Annotated in this window: 20 protein-coding genes; 14 read left to right on the forward strand and 6 right to left on the reverse strand. The window is 73.6% G+C overall.

From position 1 onward, the window contains the following. The first annotated feature begins 98 nt into the window (after positions 1-98). The 5 genes from IF19_RS0128220 to fabF all read left to right on the forward strand — a co-directional run bounded on the left by IF19_RS0128220 (position 99) and on the right by fabF (position 4,997). Positions 99-1,298: a PucR family transcriptional regulator gene (locus tag IF19_RS0128220; RefSeq protein WP_030118293.1), complete on the forward strand. Its 1,200-nt coding sequence runs from the start codon at positions 99-101 to the stop codon at positions 1,296-1,298. A gap of 89 nt (positions 1,299-1,387) precedes the next feature. Further along, complete coding sequence (locus IF19_RS0128225) at positions 1,388-2,305, forward strand: ACP S-malonyltransferase (protein WP_030118292.1); 918 nt, start codon at positions 1,388-1,390, stop codon at positions 2,303-2,305. Positions 2,306-2,314: 9 nt separating this feature from the next. Then, the gene (locus IF19_RS0128230; RefSeq protein ID WP_030118291.1) at positions 2,315-3,346 is read left to right on the forward strand and encodes a ketoacyl-ACP synthase III; all 1,032 of its coding nucleotides are present in this window, start codon (positions 2,315-2,317) and stop codon (positions 3,344-3,346) included. A gap of 63 nt (positions 3,347-3,409) precedes the next feature. After that, positions 3,410-3,658 carry an acyl carrier protein gene (locus IF19_RS0128235; RefSeq protein WP_003969376.1) on the forward strand — a complete coding sequence of 83 codons (249 nt, stop codon included), beginning with the start codon at positions 3,410-3,412 and terminating at the stop codon, positions 3,656-3,658. Positions 3,659-3,734: 76 nt separating this feature from the next. Continuing rightward, positions 3,735-4,997: a beta-ketoacyl-ACP synthase II gene (gene fabF / locus IF19_RS0128240; protein ID WP_030118290.1), complete on the forward strand. Its 1,263-nt coding sequence runs from the start codon at positions 3,735-3,737 to the stop codon at positions 4,995-4,997. Positions 4,998-5,354: 357 nt separating this feature from the next. On the opposite strand, the gene IF19_RS0128245 is transcribed toward fabF, so the two are convergent. Beyond that, positions 5,355-5,849: a DUF3145 domain-containing protein gene (locus IF19_RS0128245; RefSeq protein ID WP_030118289.1), complete on the reverse strand. Its 495-nt coding sequence runs from the start codon at positions 5,847-5,849 to the stop codon at positions 5,355-5,357. Positions 5,850-6,249: 400 nt separating this feature from the next. Between IF19_RS0128245 and IF19_RS0128250 the strand changes: the two genes are divergently transcribed. Together IF19_RS0128250 and IF19_RS0128255 are read left to right on the forward strand one after the other, a co-directional pair. Next, the gene (locus IF19_RS0128250) at positions 6,250-7,152 is read left to right on the forward strand and encodes an SGNH/GDSL hydrolase family protein (RefSeq protein WP_030277078.1); all 903 of its coding nucleotides are present in this window, start codon (positions 6,250-6,252) and stop codon (positions 7,150-7,152) included. Positions 7,153-7,163: 11 nt separating this feature from the next. Then, positions 7,164-8,177: an aldose epimerase family protein gene (locus IF19_RS0128255; protein WP_030118287.1), complete on the forward strand. Its 1,014-nt coding sequence runs from the start codon at positions 7,164-7,166 to the stop codon at positions 8,175-8,177. Between the two features lie 37 nt (positions 8,178-8,214). On the opposite strand, the gene IF19_RS0128260 is transcribed toward IF19_RS0128255, so the two are convergent. The 3 genes from IF19_RS0128260 to IF19_RS0128270 all read right to left on the reverse strand — a co-directional run bounded on the left by IF19_RS0128260 (position 8,215) and on the right by IF19_RS0128270 (position 10,734). After that, the gene (locus tag IF19_RS0128260) at positions 8,215-9,030 is read right to left on the reverse strand and encodes an EI24 domain-containing protein (protein ID WP_030118286.1); all 816 of its coding nucleotides are present in this window, start codon (positions 9,028-9,030) and stop codon (positions 8,215-8,217) included. Between the two features lie 90 nt (positions 9,031-9,120). Further along, complete coding sequence (locus IF19_RS0128265) at positions 9,121-9,549, reverse strand: organic hydroperoxide resistance protein (protein ID WP_006124225.1); 429 nt, start codon at positions 9,547-9,549, stop codon at positions 9,121-9,123. Positions 9,550-9,714: 165 nt separating this feature from the next. Next, a complete protein-coding gene (locus IF19_RS0128270; RefSeq protein ID WP_030118285.1) occupies positions 9,715-10,734 on the reverse strand; it encodes an NADP-dependent oxidoreductase in 1,020 nt (339 codons plus the stop codon). A gap of 130 nt (positions 10,735-10,864) precedes the next feature. On the opposite strand from IF19_RS0128270, the gene IF19_RS0128275 reads away from it, so the two are divergent. After that, positions 10,865-11,305 (forward strand): MarR family winged helix-turn-helix transcriptional regulator, encoded by a 441-nt coding sequence (locus IF19_RS0128275; RefSeq protein WP_030118284.1) that lies wholly within the window; start codon positions 10,865-10,867, stop codon positions 11,303-11,305. An 87-nt stretch (positions 11,306-11,392) separates the two neighbouring features. On the opposite strand, the gene IF19_RS1000000138735 is transcribed toward IF19_RS0128275, so the two are convergent. Further along, entirely contained in the window at positions 11,393-12,181 is a 789-nt protein-coding gene (locus tag IF19_RS1000000138735) for an SCO2400 family protein (protein WP_030118283.1), read from the reverse strand. A 124-nt stretch (positions 12,182-12,305) separates the two neighbouring features. Here IF19_RS1000000138735 and IF19_RS0128285 point away from each other — a divergent pair, with 124 nt between their 5' ends. The 3 genes from IF19_RS0128285 to IF19_RS0128295 all read left to right on the forward strand — a co-directional run bounded on the left by IF19_RS0128285 (position 12,306) and on the right by IF19_RS0128295 (position 16,114). Then, the gene (locus IF19_RS0128285) at positions 12,306-12,872 is read left to right on the forward strand and encodes a hypothetical protein (RefSeq protein ID WP_030118282.1); all 567 of its coding nucleotides are present in this window, start codon (positions 12,306-12,308) and stop codon (positions 12,870-12,872) included. A 144-nt stretch (positions 12,873-13,016) separates the two neighbouring features. After that, positions 13,017-14,054 (forward strand): rod shape-determining protein, encoded by a 1,038-nt coding sequence (locus IF19_RS0128290; RefSeq protein ID WP_030191150.1) that lies wholly within the window; start codon positions 13,017-13,019, stop codon positions 14,052-14,054. A 293-nt stretch (positions 14,055-14,347) separates the two neighbouring features. Then, positions 14,348-16,114 (forward strand): sensor histidine kinase, encoded by a 1,767-nt coding sequence (locus tag IF19_RS0128295; RefSeq protein WP_050493870.1) that lies wholly within the window; start codon positions 14,348-14,350, stop codon positions 16,112-16,114. Between the two features lie 77 nt (positions 16,115-16,191). Here the strand turns inward: IF19_RS0128295 and IF19_RS0128300 are convergent, their stop codons facing one another. Continuing rightward, complete coding sequence (locus IF19_RS0128300) at positions 16,192-16,623, reverse strand: Lrp/AsnC family transcriptional regulator (RefSeq protein WP_030118275.1); 432 nt, start codon at positions 16,621-16,623, stop codon at positions 16,192-16,194. A 218-nt stretch (positions 16,624-16,841) separates the two neighbouring features. On the opposite strand from IF19_RS0128300, the gene IF19_RS0128305 reads away from it, so the two are divergent. The 3 genes from IF19_RS0128305 to IF19_RS0128315 all read left to right on the forward strand — a co-directional run bounded on the left by IF19_RS0128305 (position 16,842) and on the right by IF19_RS0128315 (position 21,301). Further along, the gene (locus IF19_RS0128305; RefSeq protein WP_030118274.1) at positions 16,842-18,065 is read left to right on the forward strand and encodes a nitrate/nitrite transporter; all 1,224 of its coding nucleotides are present in this window, start codon (positions 16,842-16,844) and stop codon (positions 18,063-18,065) included. 133 nt (positions 18,066-18,198) lie between these two features. Beyond that, positions 18,199-19,743 carry an acyl-CoA synthetase gene (locus IF19_RS0128310; RefSeq protein WP_030118273.1) on the forward strand — a complete coding sequence of 515 codons (1,545 nt, stop codon included), beginning with the start codon at positions 18,199-18,201 and terminating at the stop codon, positions 19,741-19,743. Between the two features lie 100 nt (positions 19,744-19,843). Beyond that, positions 19,844-21,301, forward strand: a complete 1,458-nt coding sequence (locus IF19_RS0128315) for a carboxyl transferase domain-containing protein (protein WP_030120149.1) — start codon at positions 19,844-19,846, stop codon at positions 21,299-21,301. Positions 21,302-21,303 lie beyond the last annotated feature (2 nt).

Below are 21,303 nucleotides of genomic sequence, written 5' to 3' on the forward strand. Positions count from 1 at the left end.
TCCCGGCGCCCCCGGCCAGACGTTCCGCTACCCGCCGGTACGGGGCTCCCGCGCCCCGGCCCGCCGGTCGACCGGCCCGATAAGGCAGTCTTGTCCTCGTGCCCCGACCCGATCCTGAGCATCCCGCCGCCCACGACGCCCACCTGCACGCCGCGACCCTGAAACGGCTGGAGCAGTCCTCCGGCCGACTGGCCGCGAACGCGATTGCCCGCATGGACGAATCGCTGCCGTGGTACCGGGCGATGCCCCCGGAGAACCGGTCCTGGATCGGCCTGGTCGCCCAGGCCGGCATCGCCGCGTTCACCGAGTGGTTCCGGCATCCCGAGACCCCGCAGGCCATCTCGACCGACGTCTTCGGCACCGCGCCGCGCGAACTGACCCGGGCCATCACCCTGCGGCAGACCGTGGAGATGGTGCGCACCACGATCGAGGTCATGGAGGCCGCGATCGACGAGGTGGCCGCCCCCGGCGACGAGTCGGTGCTGCGCGAGGCGCTGCTCGTCTACGCGCGCGAGATCGCCTTCGCCACCGCCCAGGTCTACGCCCAGGCCGCCGAGGCCCGGGGCGCCTGGGACGCCCGGCTGGAGTCGCTGGTGGTGAACGCGGTCCTCTCCGGCGAGGCCGACGAAGGGGCCGTGTCCCGGGCCGCCGCGCTCGGCTGGAACTCGCCCGAGCACGTCTGCGTCATCCTCGGCACCGCGCCCGACGGCGACAGCGAGCTGACCGTCGAGGCGATCCGCCGCGCCGCCCGGCACGCCAAGCTCCAGGTGCTCACCGGAGTGCTCGGCAACCGGCTCGTCGTCATCGCCGGCGGCAGCGACAACCCGCTCCAGGTCGCGAAGGGCCTGATCGGCCCGTACGCGGCCGGACCGGTGGTCGCCGGCCCCGTCGTGCCCGACCTGCTCGCCGCCACCCGCTCCGCACAGGCGGCGGCGGCCGGGCTCAAGGCGTGCTCGGCGTGGCAGGACGCCCCCCGCCCCGTACTGGCGGACGATCTCCTCCCGGAGCGCGCGATGGCCGGAGACCCGGCCGCGCGCGACCAGTTGGTGGAGGAGATCTACAGACCGCTGGAGGAGGCCGGTTCGGCTCTGCTGGAAACGCTGAGCGTTTACCTGGAGCAGGCGAGCAGTCTGGAGGGCGCCGCCCGGATGCTGTTCGTGCACCCCAACACCGTGCGCTACCGGCTGCGACGTGTGACGGACGTCACCGGATGGTCACCCTCCGATGTGCGCTCCGCCTTCACGCTGCGGATCGCCCTCATCCTGGGTCGCTTGGCCGCAGCCGATCCGCAGTCCTAGACTTTTGTTGAACTTCAACAATTACCCCGACGGTTCTTCGTCCCTGTCCCCACGGGCGTACCGGGCCGTCCCCAAGAGAGAGTGTGAGGGTGCTCGTACTCGTCGCTCCCGGCCAAGGCGCTCAGACGCCCGGCTTCCTGACTCCCTGGCTCGACCTCCCCGGTGCCGCCGACCGCATCGCGGCCTGGTCCGACGCCATCGGGCTCGACCTTGCCCACTACGGCACGAAGGCCGACGCGGACGAGATCCGCGACACGGCCGTGGCGCAGCCGCTCCTGGTGGCCGCCGGACTGCTCTCGGCGGCCGCGCTGGACGCCGCCTCCCCCGACGTCGTCGCGGGCCACAGCGTCGGTGAGATCACCGCCGCCGCGCTCGCCGGCGTCATCGACGACGAGGCCGCGCTGCGCTTCGTCCGCACCCGCGGGCTCGGCATGGCCGAGGCCGCCGCGGTCACCGAGACCGGGATGGCCGCCCTCCTCGGCGGCGACCCGGCCGTCACGGTCCCGCACCTGGAGAAGCTCGGGCTGACCCCGGCCAACGTCAACGGCGGCGGCCAGATCGTCGCCGCGGGCACCGCCGCCCAGATCGCGGCCCTGGAGGCCGACAAGCCCGAGGGCGTCAGGCGGATCGTTCCGCTCAAGGTGGCCGGCGCGTTCCACACGCACCACATGGCCCCGGCCGTGGAGAAGCTGCGCGCGGCGGTCGGCGATCTGACGGTCTCCGACCCGACCGTGCGTTACGTTTCCAACGCCGACGGCCACACCGTGGCCACCGGCACCGAGGTCGTCGCCCGGCTGGTCGGGCAGGTCGCCAACCCGGTCCGCTGGGACCTGTGCATGGAGACCTTCCAGTCCCTGGGCGTCACCGCACTCGTCGAGCTGAGCCCGGGAGGCACGCTGACCGGGCTCGCCAAGCGCGCCCTGCCCGGCGTGCGGACGCTCGCGCTCAAGACCCCCGACGACCTCGACGCGGCCCGCGCGCTCATCTCCGAGCACGCGGGCGTCTAAGGAGCGAGCATGTCGAAGATCAAGCCCAGCAAGGGCGCCCCGTACGCACGGATCATCGGCGTCGGCGGCTACCGCCCGACCCGGGTCGTGCCGAACGAGGTGATCCTCGAGACGATCGACTCCTCCGACGAGTGGATCCGCTCCCGCTCCGGCATCGTCACCCGCCACTGGGCCTCCGACGAGGAGACCGTGGCCGCGATGTCGGTGGAGGCGTCCGGCAAGGCCATCGCCGACGCGGGCATCGACCCGGAGCAGATCGGCGCGGTCGTCGTCTCGACCGTCTCGCACTTCAAGCAGACCCCGGCCGTCGCCACCGAGATCGCCCACCGGATCGGCGCGGGCAAGCCCGCCGCCTTCGACATCTCGGCCGGCTGCGCGGGCTTCGGCTACGGCCTGACCCTCGCCAAGGGCATGATCGTCGAGGGTTCGGCCGAGTACGTCCTGGTCATCGGCGTGGAGCGGCTCAGCGACCTCACCGACCTGGAGGACCGCGCGACGGCCTTCCTGTTCGGCGACGGCGCGGGCGCGGTCGTCGTGGGCCCCTCCCAGGAGCCGGCCATCGGCCCCACCGTCTGGGGCTCCGAGGGCGACAAGTCCGAGACCATCAAGCAGACCGTCGGCTGGAACGAGTTCCGGCTCGGCGACGTCTCCCAGCTGCCGCTCGACGCGAAGGGCGAGGTCAAGTTCCCCGCCATCACGCAGGAGGGCCAGGCGGTCTTCCGCTGGGCCGTCTTCGAGATGGCGAAGGTCGCCCAGCAGGCGCTGGACGCGGCCGGGATCTCCCCGGAGGACCTGGACGTCTTCATTCCGCACCAGGCCAACATGCGGATCATCGACTCGATGGTGAAGACCCTGAAACTGCCGGAGCACGTCACGGTCGCCCGTGACATCGAGTCCACCGGCAACACGTCCGCCGCCTCGATCCCGCTCGCGATGGAGCGGCTCCTGGCGACCGGTCAGGCGAAGAGCGGCGACACCGCGCTCGTCATCGGCTTCGGGGCGGGTCTCGTCTACGCCGCGACGGTCGTTACCCTCCCCTAGGCACACCGGACCTTTTGGCCCGTGCGCACGTACACCGAACAAACCCACCGAAGGAGCGCCAAGATGGCCGCCACGCAGGAAGAGATCGTCAAGGGTCTCGCCGAGATCGTCAACGAGATCGCCGGTATCCCGGAGGAGGACGTCCAGCTGGACAAGTCCTTCACCGACGACCTGGACGTCGACTCGCTGTCCATGGTCGAGGTCGTCGTCGCCGCCGAGGAGCGCTTCGACGTGAAGATCCCCGACGAGGACGTCAAGAACCTCAAGACGGTCGGCGACGCCGCCGACTACATCCTGAAGCACCAGGGCTGATCCCAGCCCGGCTGTGTCGCCACCCGGCGGTGGCGCCGCTGATTCACGACCCTCTACACGTGGAGAAGATTTTCCAGTGAACTCGACCAATCGCACCGTGGTCGTCACCGGTATCGGCGCAACCACTCCGCTGGGTGGCGACTCCGCATCGACCTGGGAAGGTCTGATGGCCGGCCGGTCCGGCGTCAAGCCTCTCGAAGGCGAGCGCTTCGCCGAACTGCCCGTCCGGATCGCCGCGCTCGCGGCCGTCGACCCGGGCGAGGTCCTGCCCCGCCCGCTGGCCCGCAAGCTGGACCGCTCCGCGCAGTTCGCGCTGATCGCGGCCCGGGAGGCGTGGGCGGACGCGGGCTTCACCGCCAAGGCCGGGGAGGACGAGTCCATCGCCCCCGAGCGCCTCGGCTCGGTCATCGCCTCCGGCATCGGCGGCGTGATCACCCTGCTCGACCAGTACGACGTGCTCAAGGAGAAGGGCGTACGCCGCGTCTCCCCGCACACCGTCCCGATGCTCATGCCCAACGGCCCGGCTGCCAACGTCGGCCTGGAGGTCAACGCCCAGGCCGGTGTCCACACGCCCGTCTCCGCCTGCGCCTCGGGCGCGGAGGCGATCGGGTACGCCGTCGAGATGATCCGTACCGGCCGGGCCGACGTGGTCGTCGCCGGCGGCACGGAAGCGGCGATCCACCCGCTGCCGATCGCGGCGTTCGCCAACATGATGGCGATGTCCAAGAGCAACGACGAGCCCGAGAAGGCATCGCGTCCGTACGACACCGGCCGGGACGGGTTCGTCCTCGGCGAGGGTGCGGGCGTCGTCGTCCTGGAGTCCGCCGAGCACGCCGCCAAGCGCGGTGCGAAGGTCTACTGCGAGGTGCTGGGCCAGGGCCTGTCGGCCGACGCCCACCACATCGCGCAGCCCGAGCCGACCGGCCGGGGCATCGCCGCCGCGATGCAGAACCTGCTGGACTCCAGCGACCTCAAGCCGTCCGAGGTGGTCCACCTCAACGCGCACGCCACGTCGACGCCGCAGGGCGACCTCGCCGAGATCAAGGCGCTGCGCAAGGTGCTGGGCGAGGACCTGGACCACGTGGCGATCTCCGCGACGAAGTCGATGACCGGTCACCTGCTGGGTGGCGCGGGCGGCATCGAGACGGTGGCCACCGTCCTGGCGCTGCACCACCGCACGGCCCCGCCGACCATCAACATCGACGACCTCGACGGGGAGATCGACGCGGACATCGTGCGCGGCGAGCCCCGGGCGCTGCCCGAGGGCCCGATCGCGGCGATCAACAACTCGTTCGGGTTCGGCGGCCACAACGTGGTGCTGGCGTTCCGCTCGGTGTAGTCACCCGCTGTACGCGAGAAGCCCGCCTCCCGGGTCCGGGAGGCGGGCTTCCGTGTGCCCGGGCCGCTCCGACCGGGATCTCCCCCTCGCCCAGGACGATCGTCCGGCCGTACGCCGACATGAAGGACCCTGCGGTGGCTGCGATGAGCGCGATGCCCAAGTACGTGGCCTCCCGCACACTCAGGGACCCCGGCTGGGCGAACACCACCGTGCTCGGCGCGGACCTCACGGCGGAGGTCGGACGCGTCAAGGCCGCGTCCGAAGAGGAGACGGTGGTGCTGGGCAGCGGAGGGCTGCTCGGCACCTTGAGGGAACCGGCCCGAGGGCTGTCCCGCACTTCCCCTGGCGGGACAGCCCTCAGACGACCTGGTGCAGCCAGCGGACGGGCGCGCCCTCGCCGGCGTGGCGGAAGGTCTCCAGCTCGTCGTCCCACGGCTTGCCGAGCAGGGAGGAGATCTCGGCCTCCAGGTCGCTCTCGCCGCGCACCGAGCGCGCCAGGGCCGCCCGCAGCCGGTCCTCGGGGACCAGGATGTCGCCGTGCAGGCCGGTGACGGCGTGGAAGATGCCGAGGCCGGGGGTGGAGCTGTAGCGCTCGCCCTCGGCGGTGGCGCACGGCTCGGAGGTCACCTCGAAGCGCAGCAGGTCCCAGCCGCGCAGGGCGGAGGCGAGCTGCGAGGCGGTGCCGACGCGGCCCTGCCAGGAGAATTCCGACCGCCAGGTGCCGGGCGCGGCCGGCTGCCTGATCCAGTCGAGCTGCACCCGCACACCGAGGACGCCCGCCACTGCCCACTCGACATGTGGGCACAGCGCGCGCGGTGCGGAGTGAACGTACAGGACTCCACGTGTCGTCACCGGAACCTCCCGTGTGGGACGAGGTACGCCTTTCCCAACGGCCTCGCGTCCGGACCGCCTCTTTTCGGCCGTCTCCCGAGGTTGTCATCAGTAAACAGCATCGGGAGTTAATCTCCTGAAAAGGGACAGTGTGTGACGGGACGTAATGTACCGGAGCCACCCCGGTGCGCGCGGGCGGGCGGGACGCCACTGGTTCGACGGGGAAAAGCTACCGTGCGCCGGGGCCGTTCGTGTGACGTACGGTCGGTCTCGGGCCTCTGATTCACCGGGTTTCACCCGGCAGGGCGCGCACCGCCCCGACCTGGGGATCGTGCGCGTGCCGGAGGCATGACCAGAGGCATAGGCCACAGGGTGACCGGAGGGGGTCCGAGTGATGCCGGAGCGTGCGACACGCCCACGGATGCGTACCGCTGCCGCCGCGTTGACGGCGCTCGCCTGCCTCGGTGCGGGCACGTTGGCCGGATGTGGTGGCGGGGGTGCGGAGGGCGGCGTGTCGCGGAACGAGGCGTCCGCCTCGCGCGGCGCCTCGCCGTCCCCCTCCCCCACCTCGGACTGGAACCAGCGGCCCCGGTCGATCGCGGCGGTCGGCGACTCGATCACCCGGGGCTTCGACGCCTGCTCGGTGCTGACGGACTGCCCCGAGGCGTCGTGGGCGACCGGCACGGACGCCTCGGTGCGCTCGCTCGCGCTGCGGCTGCTCGGTCCGTCGCGGGCAGCGGAGAAGAGCTGGAACCACGCGGTCTCCGGTTCCCGCATGGTGCAGTTGCCCGAGCAGATGGCGCTGGCGGCGAAGGAGCGGCCGGAGCTGGTGACGGTGATGACGGGCGCGAACGACGCGTGCCGGGACTCGGCCCGCCTGATGACGCCGGTGGCTGATTTCCGTACGTACTTCGAGGCGTCGATGCGTCAGTTGCGGGCCGGTGCGCCGAAGGCCCGCGTGTACGTCTCCAGCGTGCCGGACCTGAAGCGGCTCTGGTCGACGGGGCGGACCAGCGAGCTGGGCAAGAAGATCTGGGAGCTGGGGATCTGCCGGTCGATGCTGGCCGACGCCGACGACCTGGGCCCGGCGGCCGTGGCCCGGCGCGAGGCGGTGCAGGACCGGGTGGTGGCGTACAACGAGGTGCTGCGGGACGTGTGCGCGAAGGACCGGTACTGCCGGTACGACGGCGGGGCGGTGTTCGACTTCCGCTTCACGGGCACGCAGCTCAGCCCGTGGGACTGGTTCCACCCGAGCCGCGACGGGCAGGCCCGGCTGGCGGAGATCGCCTACCGCAACATCACCGCCGCCGAACCGCCCGCGTAGGGTCGGTGCCCATGACCACCAGTGCGGACACCGCGATACGGACGGAAGACTTCGGCGCTCTCGCGGACGGTTCGCCGGTCGCCCGGTGGACGCTGGAGCGGGACGGGGTCCGCGTACGGGTGCTCACGTACGGCGCGATCGTGCAGACGGTGGAGGCGCCGGGCCGGGACGGCTCCCGGGCCCCGGTGGCGCTGGGGCTGCCGGACGCCGGCGGGTACGAGGAGTTCCCCGGCCCCTACTTCGGCGCGGTGGTCGGGCGGTACGCGAACCGGATCGGGGGCGCGTCGTTCGTCCTGGACGGGACGGCGCACCGGCTGACCGCCAATGAGGGCGGCACCCATCTGCACGGTGGGGCGCGGGGCTTCGACAAGCGGGTGTGGGACGCGGTGGAGGTGGCGGGCGGGGTACGGCTCTCGCTGGTCTCGGCCGACGGCGACGAGGGGTACCCGGGGCGGCTCGACTTCTCGGTGACGTACACCCTGGGGCCGGGCGGGGCGCTGCGGCTGGAGTACCGGGCGGTGACGGACGCGCCGACCGTGCTGAACCCGACGAGCCACCTGTACTGGAACCTGGCGGGCGCGGACAGCGGAAGCGCGCTGGGGCAGCAACTGCGGATCGCGGCGGAGCACATCACGCCGGTGGACGCGGCCTCGGTGCCGACCGGCGAGGTGGCGCCCGTGGCGGGGACCCGGTTCGACTTCCGCCGGACGCGGGCGGTGGGCGCGGGGTACGACCACAACTTCGTGCTGACGGAGCGTACGGCCGCGGACGGCGGGGACGCGGTGGCCGCCGAGCTGTACGACGCGTGGTCCGGCCGGGTGCTGACCGTACGGACCACCGAGCCGGGGCTCCAGCTCTACACGGCGGACCACTTCGACGGGCGGCCGTTCGGCCCGTGCGCCGGGATCGCCCTGGAGACCCAGCACTTCCCCGACTCCCCGAACCGGCCGGAGTTCCCGTCCACGGTGCTGCGGCCGGGCGAGGAGTTCGTCTCGCGCACCGAGTACGCGTTCTCGGTGCGCTGAGGACGCCCGTGGTGCGCGGGCGCCGGGTCCCGGGAGGTCAGCCGGCCTGACCCGGGCCGGCCGGTGCCGCGCCGCTGCCGACGGTGCCCGTGGCGGGCTCCGGGTCCGGGGCGGGGGCGGGGTCGACCAGGTCGCGGGCGAGGAGGGTGGCCCCGGCGACCGCGCCCGGCATGAGGAACACCGCGACGAACGGGACGAGGAAGGCGAGGGTCAGCGGGACGCCGAAGCCGAGCACCAGCATCCGGCGGCCGCGCAGCAGGACGAGGCGGTCCTTGAGGACCATGCCCCGGCGCTGGAGGGCGACGGCGGTCAGCTCCTCGGCCAGGAAGTAGCCGGAGACGCAGAAGCCGATCGCGGGGACGACCGTCTGGCCGATCACGGGGATGAAGCCGCAGGCGAAGAGGATGATCCCGTACAGGGCGACGCGCAGCAGGATGCGGACGGAGTCACGGGCGGAGATCCACACGTCGCGCCAGAACGACAGGCCGGACTCGGGGACCTCGCCGCCCTCGTCGCGGTCGACCTCCTCGGAGAGCGACTCGTAGAAGGGCTGGCCGACCAGGAGGGTCATGGCGGTGAAGGTGATGACCGCGAGGAAGAGGCCGAAGACGAAGACGAGCGCGGTCAGTCCGGTGCGCAGCAGTCCCTGCCAGGGCGAGGACCAGTCGTCGGCGAACGGGGTCGCCCAGCCGACGAGGTCGTCGGCCCCGTAGCCGAGGCCGACCAGCGCGCCCGCGTAGACGACGAGGGTGACGAGTCCGGGCAGCAGCCCGAATCCGAACCATCGCCCGTGCCGGGCAACCCAGCGCTGCCCCTTCATCAAGTAGCCGAAACCCGCCCCGAGATCACTCATGGGCGTCAGCGTACTGGCGTACGGAGACGCGGCGAGGGCCGCACCCCGGGTCTCCCCGGGGTGCGGCCCTCGTGCCGAGGCGTCGACCGGTCAGGCGACCGAGAGCTCGACCTTGATGTTGCCGCGGGTGGCGTTCGAGTACGGGCAGACCTGGTGGGCCTTCTCGATGAGCGCCTGGGCGGTGGCGGCGTCGACGTTCGGGATGGAGGCGCTGATCGCGACCTCCAGGCCGAAGCCGCCGGCCTCCGTCTTGCCGATCGAGACCGAGGCGGTCACGGTCGAGCCGGAGATGTCGGCCTTCTCCTGGCGGGCGACGACGCCCAGCGCGCCCTGGAAGCAGGCGCTGTAGCCCGCCGCGAAGAGCTGCTCCGGGTTGGTGCCCGCGCCGCTGCCGCCCATGGCCTTCGGCGGGTTGACGACGACGTCGAGCTGACCGTCGTCGGAGGAGACCCGGCCGTCGCGGCCGTTCTCGGCGGTGGCGACGGCGGTGTAGGCGACGTCGATCTTCTGGATGGTCATGGTGTGACGATTCCTCCGGTTGGTGCGCCGCGACTCGCGCCCACGATCGCGACGGCCTGGGCACGAGCCTAACGGGTGGGCGCGGCGGGCCGTGGATCAGTCCCAACGGCGAACGCGGCAGGCTGCGGGGTCGGTCCCAACGGGTGGGCGCGGCGGGCCGCGGGGTCAGTCCAGGGAAACGATCATCTTGCCGGTGTTCTCGCCGCGCAGCAGGCCCATGAACGCCTCGTAGCCCTGCTCGATGCCCCGGACCTCGGTCTCCTGGTACTTCAGCTCGCCCGAGGCCAGCCAGCCGGCGACGTCCCGGACGAACTGCGGCTGGAGGTCGGTGTGGTCGCCGACGAGCATGCCCTGGAGGCGGAGGCGCTTGCCGATGATCAGCGCCATGTTGCTCGGGCCGGGGGTCGGCTCGGTGGCGTTGTACTGGGCGATCATGCCGCAGATGGTGGCGCGGCCGTGCAGGTTGAACGAGGAGATCGCGGCTTCGAGGTGGTCGCCGCCGACGTTGTCGAAGTAGACGTCGATGCCGTCGGGGGCGGCTTCCTTGAGCTGGTCGCGGACGGGCCCGTTCTTGTAGTTGAACGCGGCGTCGAAGCCGTACTCCTCGGTGAGGAGCTTGACCTTCTCGTCGGAGCCGGCGGAGCCGATGACCCGGGAGGCGCCCTTGATCTTCGCCATCTGGCCGACCTGGCTGCCCACCGCCCCGGCGGCGCCGGAGACGAAGACCGCGTCGCCCTCCTTGAAGGAGGCGACGTCGAACAGGCCGGCGTACGCGGTGAGACCGGTCATGCCGAGCACGCCGAGGTAGGCGGAGAGCGGGGCGACGTCGGGGTCGACCTTGACCGCGTGCTTCGCGGGCATGTCGGCGATCTCGCGCCAGCCGAGGCCGTGCAGGACGTGGTCGCCGACGGCGAAGCCCTCCGCGTTCGACGCGATGACCTCGCCGACCGCGCCGCCGTCCATCGGGTGGTCGAGCTTGAAGGGCGGGGTGTACGACTTCACGTCGTTCATCCGGCCGCGCATGTACGGGTCGACGGAGAAGTGCTTGTTGCGGACGAGGATGCGGCCTTCGGCCGGAGCGGTCACCGCGGCCTCACGCAGCGCGAAGTCCTCGGCCTCGGGCCAGCCGTGGGGACGGGCGACGAGGTGCCATTCGCGGCTGGACGTGGGAAGTGCTGCAGACATGGGCTCGGGTTCTCCTCGATGTCTCATGGGGGTGGCCTTCCGCGCTCGACGGCGCGAAAAGCTTCATGACATGAAACAACCATGCTCCTGAATATTTCATGATGTCAAGCAAATCGGTACGCTGTCGTCCATGGCCACTCGCACAGACCCCCTGACCCTTGAGGTCGTCGAGCTGATCGGCGCCGTCGTGGCGCGCTATCACGAGGAGTACGACCGGGCCGCCGCCGAGCACTCCCTCACCGGCGCGCAGGCACGGGTACTCGGGCTGCTCTCGCTGGAGCCGCTGCCGATGCGGAAGATCGCGGTCAGGCTGAAGTGCGAGCCGTCGAACGTCACCGGCATCATCGACCGGCTGGAGACCCGGGGCCTGGTCGAGCGCCGCCCGGACCCGGCGGACCGCCGGGTGAAGCTGGCCGCCGCGACGGAGACGGGCCGGCGCACGGCACGCGAGCTGCGGGACGCGCTGGACTTCGCCCGCGAACCGCTGGCGGGCCTGTCGGACGCGGAACGGGCGGTGCTGCGGGACCTGTTGCGGCGGATGCTGGGCGAGGGCGCGGAGGGGCCGGTTTAGCGGGCCGTTCTCCTCGGGGGCTCTCACACTCGGGCACCGGATTGCCTCCCTGAGCACGCACCGCGTCGCACCCGCGCCGAGCACCCCCTACGTGCACCACCACAGGAAGCGGGTGCAGGTCGGGGACGGTGTCGGGGTGGGCTCGGTCGGTTCGGTCGGGGGCGGCGGGGGCGCGGGGGCGGTGGTCGGCTGCTCCAGGGCGTCCGGAGGCGGCGGGTCGGCGGGCGGGCTGTCGGAGGGGGCGGACGGGCCGGGGGCCTCCGGGGAGGCGGAGGCGGCGGGCTCGTCCGGTCCGGGGGCGTCGGGGCTCGCGGTGCCCGTCGGCCCCGGGTGTTCGGCGCGGTCGTCTGTTGGGGCAGCGCCCGGGCCGGGGCCCGTGGTAGCCCCGCCCCGGGTGCCGGCCGGAGCGGGGTCGCGGGGTGCGGCGGCGGACGGTTCCGTGGGCGCGGCCTCGGTCGGGCCGCCCGGGACGTCGCGTACGAACTCGGCGGCGGAGTCGTCCCGGTCGGGCTCCATGGCCAGCTCCGTCAGGCTCAGCGCGCCCGCCGCGAGCAGCAGCCCGAGGGCCCCGAACAGCACGGTCCGGCCGCGTCGGCGGTGACCGCCCCGCGCCGCCCGCCGCCGTGCGCCGGGGCGGGGGCCGCGTGCGCCGGGCCGGGACGCGCGCGTGGTGGCGCGGCGGGACGGGGGCCGGACGTCGGGGGCGTCGGCCGGGGAAGCGGTGCCGTACGCACCGTCCGGCGTGGGGCCGGTGGCCTCGGTGACCCCGGTGGCCTCGGACGACGCCCAGGGGGACAGCGCCTGGGCCGGTGTTCCGCACCCGGCGCAGGCCAGGGCTCCGTTGAGATGCCGTCGGCACGGGTGGCAGTAATCCATGGCGCCCGCAGATTAGGCGCGTACAGAACAACCGGGGAACCCGCCCAGGTGAGGATTGTGTGAGGAAGACCGGATTCCGGTGACGGCCGGTCCGATACGCCTGACACGCGGGAGGATGGGCCGCATGACCGCTCCCGCCCCCTTCGGCCCCCTCCAGTTCCAGCTCGTCCTGCTCCGCCGGATGGCCGACCACCAGCCCGGTCTCGTCGAGGAGGCGCGGCACGAACTGGGCGCGTCCCTCGCCGACATGCGGGAGGCCAACCGCCGCTGGCAGGCCATGGTGCGCGCGCCCCGGGGGCGGGGAGCCCTGAACCGCTACCGCTCGGTGCTCGGCGTACCGGAGCTGACCCTGCCGCGCCGGGTCGGGGACCTGGAGTGCGAGGCCCTGCTGTGGCCGGTGCCGCTCTGGCCGGACCTGCGGTTCGAGGTGATGGCCGGGCCCGGCGGCGCGGTGTGGAACGAGTGGCTCGTCCGGGCCCCGGGGGCGGCGGCCCCGGAGTTCACCTCCGTGACGGAGCTGCGCCCCTGGTCGTGCACCGTGGACGAAGCGGCGCGCGCCTTTCCCCCGGCGCGGCCGATGGAGGGCAGCGCCCCGACCCGCTGGTCGCTCGCGGTCACCGATCGGGCGTCCGGCCGGGAGCGGGTCGCGGAGTTCACCTGGGGCCTGTTCCAGCGGCTCCTTCCGGAGTGACCGGGAGGCGGGCTGACCAACCGTCAGCGCGTCCCCCTCTTACGGCGCAGCCCAGCGCGCGCGACGGGCCGGAGCGGCCCAGAGTTGTCAGGAGAGACCGGCCGCCGCCGGTGCCCCTCCATCCGCGCGCTCGGGAGAATCGCCGTGACCGTCAGCCTTGAGCAGTTGCAGCGTTGCCATGTCGCCGTCGACCTCGGGGCCGCGAGGACCCGGGTGTACGTCAAGGGGCTCGGGCTCGTCGTGGACGAGCCGAGCGTCGCCGCCGTCAACACCCGTACCGGCTCCCTCATCGCCGTCGGCGCGCTCGCCGAACAGATGACCGGCCGCACCCCCCACTACATCCGGGTGGCCCGGCCGGTCTCCGGCGGCTCCGTGGTCGACATCGAGATGGCCCAGCGGATGCTGCGCCACCTGCTGGGCGACAAGCTCCGCCGCAGCCTTCGCCGCAAGCCCCGCCTGCGCGCGGCCGCCTGCACCCCGCACGAGGCCGATCCGCTGGCCCAGCGGGCGACGGTGGAGACCCTGATCGGCCTCGGCGCCCGCCGGGTCGAGCTGGTGGACACCCTGATCGCGGCGGCCGTCGGCTGCGGGCTGCCGGTCGAGCAGCCGACCGCCACCATGATCATGGTGTGCGGCGCCGCCACCACCCAGATCGCGGTGCTCTCGCTCGGCTCGATCGTGACCGCCGTACGCATCCCGGTGGGCGGCAACGCGATCGACGAGGCGATCATCCAGCACCTGCGCCAGCACCATCAGCTGCTGCTGCCGAGCCAGTCGGTGCGCCCGCTCCAACTGGCGCTGCACGGCAACGGCCTCCAGACCACCGGCCCCGCCCTCACCGAGATCCACGGCCGCGACGTGGCGACCGGCCTGGCCCGCTCGGCGCAGGTGGACACCGCCGCCGTACGGCAGGCGATCCACACCCCGCTCACGGCGGTGCTCGACGGGGTCGGCAAGGTGCTCCGCGACTGCCCGCCGGACCTGGTGGCCGACCTCGCGGACCGGGGAATCATGATGGTGGGCGGCAGCGCGCTGCTCCCGGGCCTCGACCAGATGCTGCGGGAGGCGACGGGGATGCCGGTGCACATCGCCGAGCGGCCCGACGCCTGCGCGGTGCTGGGTCTGGGCGCGATGCTGGACGGCAAGATCCAGCCGATGGTCCTGAACCCGCTGGCAGGATGAGCCCGTCGCGGGACGCGGCCGGGGCGGAGGTGGGCGAGCCGGGGCACGGTGGGCCGGGGCTCGGAGAGTCCGGTGCGAAGGCGGCTGGTTCGGTGGAGGCCGGTGGGGAGGGGCCCGATACGGAGGGGCCTGATTCGGGGGAGGCCGGTGCGGAGGCGGACGGGCCGGAGGCGGCCGGCTCGGTGGAAGCCGGCTCGGAGGGGCCTGATTCGGTGGAGGCCGGTGGGGAGGGGCCCGTTACGGAGGGGCCCGATACGGGGGAGGCCGGTGCGGAGGTCGTCGGGCGGCTGCCGATGCTCCTGGAGGCGGTTCTCGACGTCGGGAGCGATCTGGAGCTGGGCTCCACCCTCCAGCAGATCGTGGACACCGCCACCGCGCTGACCGGGGCCCGTCAGGGGGCGCTCGGGGTGCTGGAGCCCGACCGGGACCGGGTCGACGCCCTCTACACCACCGGTATGACGGAGGCGGAACGGCAGCGCATCGACCTCTTCCCGGACGCCCCCGCCGGAAACCCGGTCCTGGCGGCGTCCGCGCCCGGTGCCCCCGGCCCGGACCGCGCCCGCGCACCGGACGCCGTACCGGACCGGGCCCCCGCGCCGGGCCCCGTGCGCGACCACACCCCGGGCCCGGCTCCCGTACGCGACCACACCCCGCCCCCCGCACCGGCCCCGGCACCGGCCCCAGCACCGGACCGCTCCCCCGGTCCTCCGGCGGAAGGCGGCTCCCTGCGGACCCCAATCGTCGTGCACACCGAGGTGTTCGGCCGGCTCCACCTCTCCGGGAAACCCTCCGGGCCGTTCACCGACATCGATCTGGCCCTGGTGCGGGCCCTGGCCGCCCAGGCGGGCATCGCGATCGGCAACGCCCGGCTGTACGGGGCGGCCCGCCAGCGGGAGCGCTGGATCGCGGGAGCGGCGGCCGTCACCACGGCCCTGCTGACCGGCACCGACGCGGCCGACGCGCTGATGACGGTGGCCGAACGGGCCCGGATACTGGCGGACGCCTCGGCCGGAGTGATCCTCCAGCCCACCGAGGAGGGCGGCATGGAGATCGTCACCGCGTCCACGCTGGACGACCCGGCAGGCATCGTCGGCACGGTGATCGAGCCCGGCTCCGCCGTCCTGGTGCAGTTGCTCGGCGGTGAGCCGGTCTTCATCGACGACTCCGCCACCGACCCCCGTATGACCACCGGCGTACGGTCCCGGTTCGGGCCGAGCATGATGCTGCCGTTGCAGAGCGGCGGGCGGCTCATCGGGACCCTCGCCCTGCCCCGGCGGCGCGGGGACCGGCCGTACACGGATCTGGACCGGCTGCTGGCGACCCAGTTCGCCTCGCAGGCCGCGCTCGCCCTGGTGCTGGCGGACGCGCAGGCGGACCGGGAGCAGCTCGCGGTGTACGAGGACCGCGACCGGATCGCCCGTGACCTGCACGATCTGGTGGTGCAGCGGCTCTTCGCCACCGAGATGATGCTGGAGTCGACCCGCCGCAGAGCCGCCGCGGGTGCGAACGGCGGCAGGGGTGGGGGCGAGCCGCCTGCGGAGACGACGGGGACGCAGGGAACGGAGAGGGCGGAAGGGAGCGGGACGGGGCCGGGTGCGGGGACGGCGCCGGGCGGCGCGGGAGGCGGCGACCGTCCGGGGGCCGACGCCGGTGACCTGCTGGCCCGCGCGGTGGACGAACTGGACTCCACGATCCAGGAGGTCCGCACCGCGATCTTCGCTCTCCAGCAGCCGCCCGCCGAGGCTCCGGCCACCTTCCGGGGCCGTGTACTGCGGGAGACCGGCGGCGCGGCGGCGGTGCTCGGCTTCCCGCCGTCGGTGCGGTTCATCGGGGCGGTGGACGCGCTGGTGGGCGAGGAGGCGGCCCGGGAACTGCTGGCCGCCCTGCGCGGGGCGCTGGCCGCCGCGCACCGCAGGCCGGGGGTCTCGGCCATCGAGGTGGAGGTGGACGCCACGGTCCGGCTGCCGGACGGGCGGGCGGGGCTCCGGCTGGTGGTCGCGGACGACGGGCGCGGCGAGGACGGCCGACCGACGACGATGACCTGGGAGGCCCCGCTCTGAGGCAGAGCCGCGCTGCCGAGCCGCGCTGAGGCCGAGCCGGGCTCGATCGGCGGCTCCGCGGGGCCGCCGCCGCCCTTTCAGTGCTTGGGTGCGGCCCGCAGGGCGATCCGGGTGGTGGAGTGGGCGACGCCCGCCTCGCGTTTCAGCCTCCGCAGCAGGGTGTCCAGCGCCCCCGGGTCGGCGGCGGTGGCCCGCAGGAGGTAGTCGTGGCCGCCCGTCAGGTGCACCACCTCGGTGATCCCGGGAAGCATCAGCACCGACCGTTCGAACTCCTCGTTCGTCGTGTCGAGGCGCAACGTCACATCGATGAAGACGACCAGGCCCGATCGGGTGTCGGCGGCCGGGTCGATGATCACGGTGAAGCCCCGGATGACGCCGTCGCGGCGCATCCGGCGAACCCGGTCGCCGGCCGCGTTGGCGCTGAGCCCCACGCGTGCGCCCAGATCCCGGTACGAGATGCGGGCGTCCTCCTGGAGGATGCCGAGGATTTCCCTGTCCAGCCGATCCATACACCGATTGTCCCAGCTTGAGGCGATATCGGCTGAGGAACGTCCGCCCGTCCGCTGCCTTCGGCCGGGGCTTGCCCGGCCGCCCGGGTGCCGGGGCGGTATCCGCCGGGGCCACCCAGGAGCCCGGTCGTCGGCCGGTCTCCCCGGCGACCGCCCCGGTCGCCCGGTCGGCGCAGCCCGGCGGGCCGTCCGGTCCCCCGGCCCGTTGACTGGCCGGTGTGGACACCTCTGTGCAGCAGTCCCCCGGACCGCCCGCGCCGACCGGAGCCGGGCCCTCCCCGGCGGCGTACCGCAACCTCGTCATGGCGACGGTCGGCTTCGCGCTGACCTTCTGGGCGTGGAACCTGATCGCGCCGATGTCCGGGGACTACAAGGACCGGCTGGGGCTCAGCTCGTTCCAGCAGTCGTTCCTGGTGGCCGTGCCGGTGCTGGTGGGCTCGCTCGGCCGGATCCCGGTCGGGGCGCTGACCGACAAGTACGGCGCGAAGCTGATGTTCCCGCTGGTCTCGGCGCTGACGATCGTGCCGGTACTGCTGCTGATCCCGGCGAAGAACTCGTACGGGGCGATGCTGGCGGTGGGCTTCCTGCTGGGACTCGGCGGGACGACGTTCGCGATCGGCGTTCCGCTGGTCAACGCGTGGTTCCCGCCGCGCAAGCGGGGCTTCGCCCTGGGCGTGTTCGGGATGGGCATGGGCGGAGTGGCGCTGTCGGGCTACTTCACTCCGCGCATCGCGAAGCACGGCGACAACCTGCCCTTCCTCGTGGTCGCGGGGGCGCTGGTGGTGTACGCGCTGCTGGCCGCCGTCCTGGTCAGCGACCACCCGGGCCGGAAGGTCCCCACGGACACGCTGGCGCACCGGCTCGGCGGGGCCGCGAGGCTGCGGGTGACGTGGGAGCTGTCGGCGCTGTACGCGATCGGCTTCGGCGGAATCGTGGCGTTCGGGGTCTACCTGCCGACGTATCTGAAGACCTGGTACGCGATGTCGCCGACCGAGGCAGGCACGAAGGCGGCCGGGTTCGCGCTGGTCACGGTGGTCTTCCGGCCGATCGGCGGCTGGCTCTCGGACCGGGTCCACCCGGCGCTGGTGACCGCCGGAGCGCTGCTGCTGGCCGCGCTGATGGCGGTCGTGCAGGCTTTCGAGCCGCCGCTGGACCCGATCGGCACGATCGCCCTGCTGGCGATGGCGGCCGGGCTCGGCACCGCGAGCGGCAGCGTGTTCGCCCTGGTCTCGCAGGTCACTCCGCAGCCGAAGGTGGGCAGCGTGACGGGCATCGTCGGGGCGATGGGCGGGCTCGGCGGTTTCGTGCCGCCCCTGGTGATGGGCGCGATCTACAGCGCCAAGGACAGTTACGCGATCGGCTTCATGCTGCTGTCGGACCTGGCGCTGGCGGGGTGCGTGTACGCGTACGGGCGGATGAGGAACATCCGGGGCGACGGATGAGCCACCGGGCGGGCCTCCGACGGAAGATCCCGCTTTCATCCGGTCGGGCATGGTTCGGACCGGGTGCGTGACGCTCCCCTCATAGGCGGCCGGGGCCGGGCGGGAGCCGGTGGGACGTCCTAGGCTTCCCGGCGTGACCTCCCTCCTTCTCCCCGCGCTCCAGTCCCCCACCGGCCCGGCGGCCTCGCGGGAGGCCGTCCGCTTCGGCGACCTCTCCCTGACCTACGGCCGGCTGGCCGAGGCGTCCGCCGCGCTCGCCACCCGTATCGCGGACGCGGGCCGCGTCGCCGTCTGGGCCACACCGACGCCCGCGACGGTGCTCGCGGTGGTGGCGGCGCTGCGCGCCGGGGTCCCGGCGGTGCCGCTCAACCCGCGTACCGGAGAGCGGGAGTTGGCGCACATCCTGGCCGACAGCGCACCCACGGCCGTCATGGCGGGGCCGGACGACGTACTGCCGCCCGCGCTGGAGAAGCTGCGCCGGGTGACGGTGGACGCGCGGACGGCGGGAACGCCCGGGGCGGTGGCGGGGTCGGGCTCGCTCACGCCCGGGGGCACGGAGCCCGGGACGGCGGGGCCCGGTTCGGCAGCGGCGGCGGGCGACGCGGCCGGCCCCGAGGCTCCCGCCCTCGTCGTCTACACCTCCGGCACCACCGGTCCGCCGAAGGGGGCGGTCCTCCCCCGGCGGGCCGTCGCCGCCTCCCTGGACGCGCTGGAGGACGCCTGGGGGTGGACCGGCGACGACGTCCTGGTCCACGCGCTGCCGTTGTTCCACGTGCACGGCCTGATCCTGGGCGTCCTCGGCCCGCTGCGGCGCGGCGGGTCCGTACGCCACCTGGGGAAGTTCTCACCGGACGGCGTGGCCCGGGAGCTGGCGTCGGGCGGGACCATGCTGTTCGGGGTCCCGACGATGTACCACCGGCTGGCGGAGGTGCTGGACGGATCGGGGGACGCCGCTGAACGGGACGCGCTGGCACGGGCGTTGGCCGGGGCCCGGCTGCTGGTCTCCGGGTCGGCGGCGCTGCCCGTGCACGACCACGAGCGCATCGCGGCGGCGACCGGGCGGCGCGTGATCGAGCGGTACGGGATGACGGAGACCCTGATGAACACGGGCATCCGGGCGGACGGGGCCTCCCGCCCCGGCACGGTCGGCCCTCCGCTCGCCGGGGTCCGACTGCGCCTGGTGGAGGACGACGGCACGGTGCTCGACGCCCCCGGGGCGATCGGGGAGATCCAGGTCCGGGGCCCGAACCTGTTCACCGGCTACCTCAACCGTCCCGACGCCACCGCCGCGGCGCTCACGGCGGACGGCTACTTCCGTACGGGCGACGTCGGCACCGTGGACGAGGACGGCTACGTCACCCTCGTCGGGCGCAAGGCCACCGACCTGATCAAGAGCGGCGGCTACAAGATCGGCGCGGGTGAGATCGAGAACGCGCTCCTGGCCCACCCCGGGGTCCGGGAGGCGGCGGTGACGGGCGAGGCGGACCCGGACCTCGGCGAGCGGGTCGTCGCCTGGGTGGTCCCCGCCGCCCCCGACTCTCCGCCCTCCGCCGAAGAGTTGGCGGATCACGTGGCGGCCCAACTCGCCCCGCACAAGCGCCCGCGCACCGTGCGCTATCTGGACGCCCTGCCCCGCAACGACCTGGGCAAGATCATGAAGAGGTCGCTCCGTGCCTGACGTGCCTGAAGTGCCTGGCGTGCCTGGCGTGCCTGGCGTGCCTGACGAGAATCCCGCTCCGGACTCCGCTTCCGCCCCTCCCCCGGCGACGGCCCGGGAGATGATCGCACTGCTCACCGGCGCGACGGCCTTCACCGAGCACCGCCCGCCGCCGCGCCCCCGGCCGCCGGACGGGCCGCTGGGCTGGGCAGGGTACGACGCGGCTCGGAGACGTGCCGCGGACCGGACCGGCGAGGAAGAGTCGGTGGTGTACGGCACCGGATCGGTCGGGGGCCGCGCCTGCGTCCTGCTCTCCTTCGAATTCGGCTTCCTGGGCGGCTCGTTGGGCGGCCCGACGGGTGACCGGCTGACGGCGGCGTACGAACTGGCCCTGACCCGGCGGCTGCCACTGCTCGCCCTGGTCGCCACCGGGGGCAGCCGGATGCAGGAGGGGATGGTCGCGCTCACCCAACTCCAGCGCGTGGCCGCCGCGTCCGTCCGACTGCGGGCCGCCGGAATCCCGCAGATCGCGGTGGTCCGCGACCCGACGACGGGTGGCGGCTGGGCCACGGTGGGCGCGGGCGCCGATGTGGTGCTGGCGCTGCCGGGCGCGCAGATCGGCTTCGCCGGTTCCCGGGTGCGGCCGCCGGACGCCGATCCGTACGCGTACAGCGCCGAGGGGCAGTTCGCGGCGGGCCAGGTGGACGCGGTCGTCCCGCCCGGCGAACTGGCCACGGCGGTGGCGCACTGGCTGCACGCCCTCGGCCCGCACGAAGCGCTCCCACCGGCCCCGGTACCCCGCGCGCTGCCGCCGGCCGGTGAGCCGCCCCGTACGGAAGCGGCGGACGCCGGCACGGTGGAAGCGGCGGTTACGAAACCGGCGGACGCCGCCACGGAGGGAACGGCCGACACGGAACCGGCAAACGCCGGCACGGAGGGAGCGGCCGGCGCGGGATCGACTCCCCGGCTCCCCGCCACCGGCCGGGAGGCGGTGGCGCGGGCCCGGGATCCCCGGCGGCCGCGCGCGGAGGCGTACCTGGCCGATTGCTTCCCCGTACGGCTCCCCCTCCACGGGGACAGGTCCGGCGGTACGGACCCGGGGCTGCTGACCGGCTTCGGGCTGCGCGCGGACGGGCACCCGGTCGCGTACGTGGCCCAGTGCGGGACCCCGACCCGCCCCGCCGGCTACCGTGCGGCGGCCCGCACGATCCGGCTGGCGGACCGGCTCGGCGTCCCCGTGCTCACCCTGGTCGACACCCCGGGCGCGGCCAACGACGCCGAGGCGGAGCGGGCGGGCGCGGGCGCGGCCATCGCGGACGCCTTCGCGGCCATCGCGGCGGCCCGGGTGCCGGTGACGACGCTGGTGATCGGCGAGGGCGGATCGGGTGGGGCGCTGGCGCTCGCCTCGCCGGACAACACCCATGTCACGGCGGACAGTTACTTCTCGGTGATCGCCCCGGAACTGGCCGCGGCGATCCTCAAGCGCGCCCCGTCCGAGACCGGCGCGACCGCCGACCAGCTCCGCCTGCGCCCGCAGGACCTCGTGGAGCTGGGGATCGCGCGCTCGATCGTCACGTAGCA

Source organism: Streptomyces californicus, assembly GCF_000717645.1.
Classification (GTDB): Bacteria; Actinomycetota; Actinomycetes; order Streptomycetales; family Streptomycetaceae; genus Streptomyces; species Streptomyces californicus.

Excerpts from the sequence above, each read along its gene's own strand:
- IF19_RS0128230 (WP_030118291.1), top strand. The coding sequence starts at position 2,315 with ATGTCGAAGATCAAGCCCAGCAAGGGCGCCCCGTACGCACGGATCATC.
- IF19_RS0128235 (WP_003969376.1), top strand. The coding sequence starts at position 3,410 with ATGGCCGCCACGCAGGAAGAGATCGTCAAGGGTCTCGCCGAGATCGTC.
- IF19_RS0128250 (WP_030277078.1), top strand. The coding sequence starts at position 6,250 with ATGCGTACCGCTGCCGCCGCGTTGACGGCGCTCGCCTGCCTCGGTGCG.
- IF19_RS0128255 (WP_030118287.1), top strand. The coding sequence starts at position 7,164 with ATGACCACCAGTGCGGACACCGCGATACGGACGGAAGACTTCGGCGCT.
- IF19_RS0128260 (WP_030118286.1), bottom strand. The coding sequence starts at position 9,030 with ATGAGTGATCTCGGGGCGGGTTTCGGCTACTTGATGAAGGGGCAGCGC.
- IF19_RS0128265 (WP_006124225.1), bottom strand. The coding sequence starts at position 9,549 with ATGACCATCCAGAAGATCGACGTCGCCTACACCGCCGTCGCCACCGCC.
- IF19_RS0128270 (WP_030118285.1), bottom strand. The coding sequence starts at position 10,734 with ATGTCTGCAGCACTTCCCACGTCCAGCCGCGAATGGCACCTCGTCGCC.
- IF19_RS0128275 (WP_030118284.1), top strand. The coding sequence starts at position 10,865 with ATGGCCACTCGCACAGACCCCCTGACCCTTGAGGTCGTCGAGCTGATC.
- IF19_RS1000000138735 (WP_030118283.1), bottom strand. The coding sequence starts at position 12,181 with ATGGATTACTGCCACCCGTGCCGACGGCATCTCAACGGAGCCCTGGCC.
- IF19_RS0128285 (WP_030118282.1), top strand. The coding sequence starts at position 12,306 with ATGACCGCTCCCGCCCCCTTCGGCCCCCTCCAGTTCCAGCTCGTCCTG.
- IF19_RS0128295 (WP_050493870.1), top strand. The coding sequence starts at position 14,348 with ATGCTCCTGGAGGCGGTTCTCGACGTCGGGAGCGATCTGGAGCTGGGC.
- IF19_RS0128300 (WP_030118275.1), bottom strand. The coding sequence starts at position 16,623 with ATGGATCGGCTGGACAGGGAAATCCTCGGCATCCTCCAGGAGGACGCC.
- IF19_RS0128315 (WP_030120149.1), top strand. The coding sequence starts at position 19,844 with ATGATCGCACTGCTCACCGGCGCGACGGCCTTCACCGAGCACCGCCCG.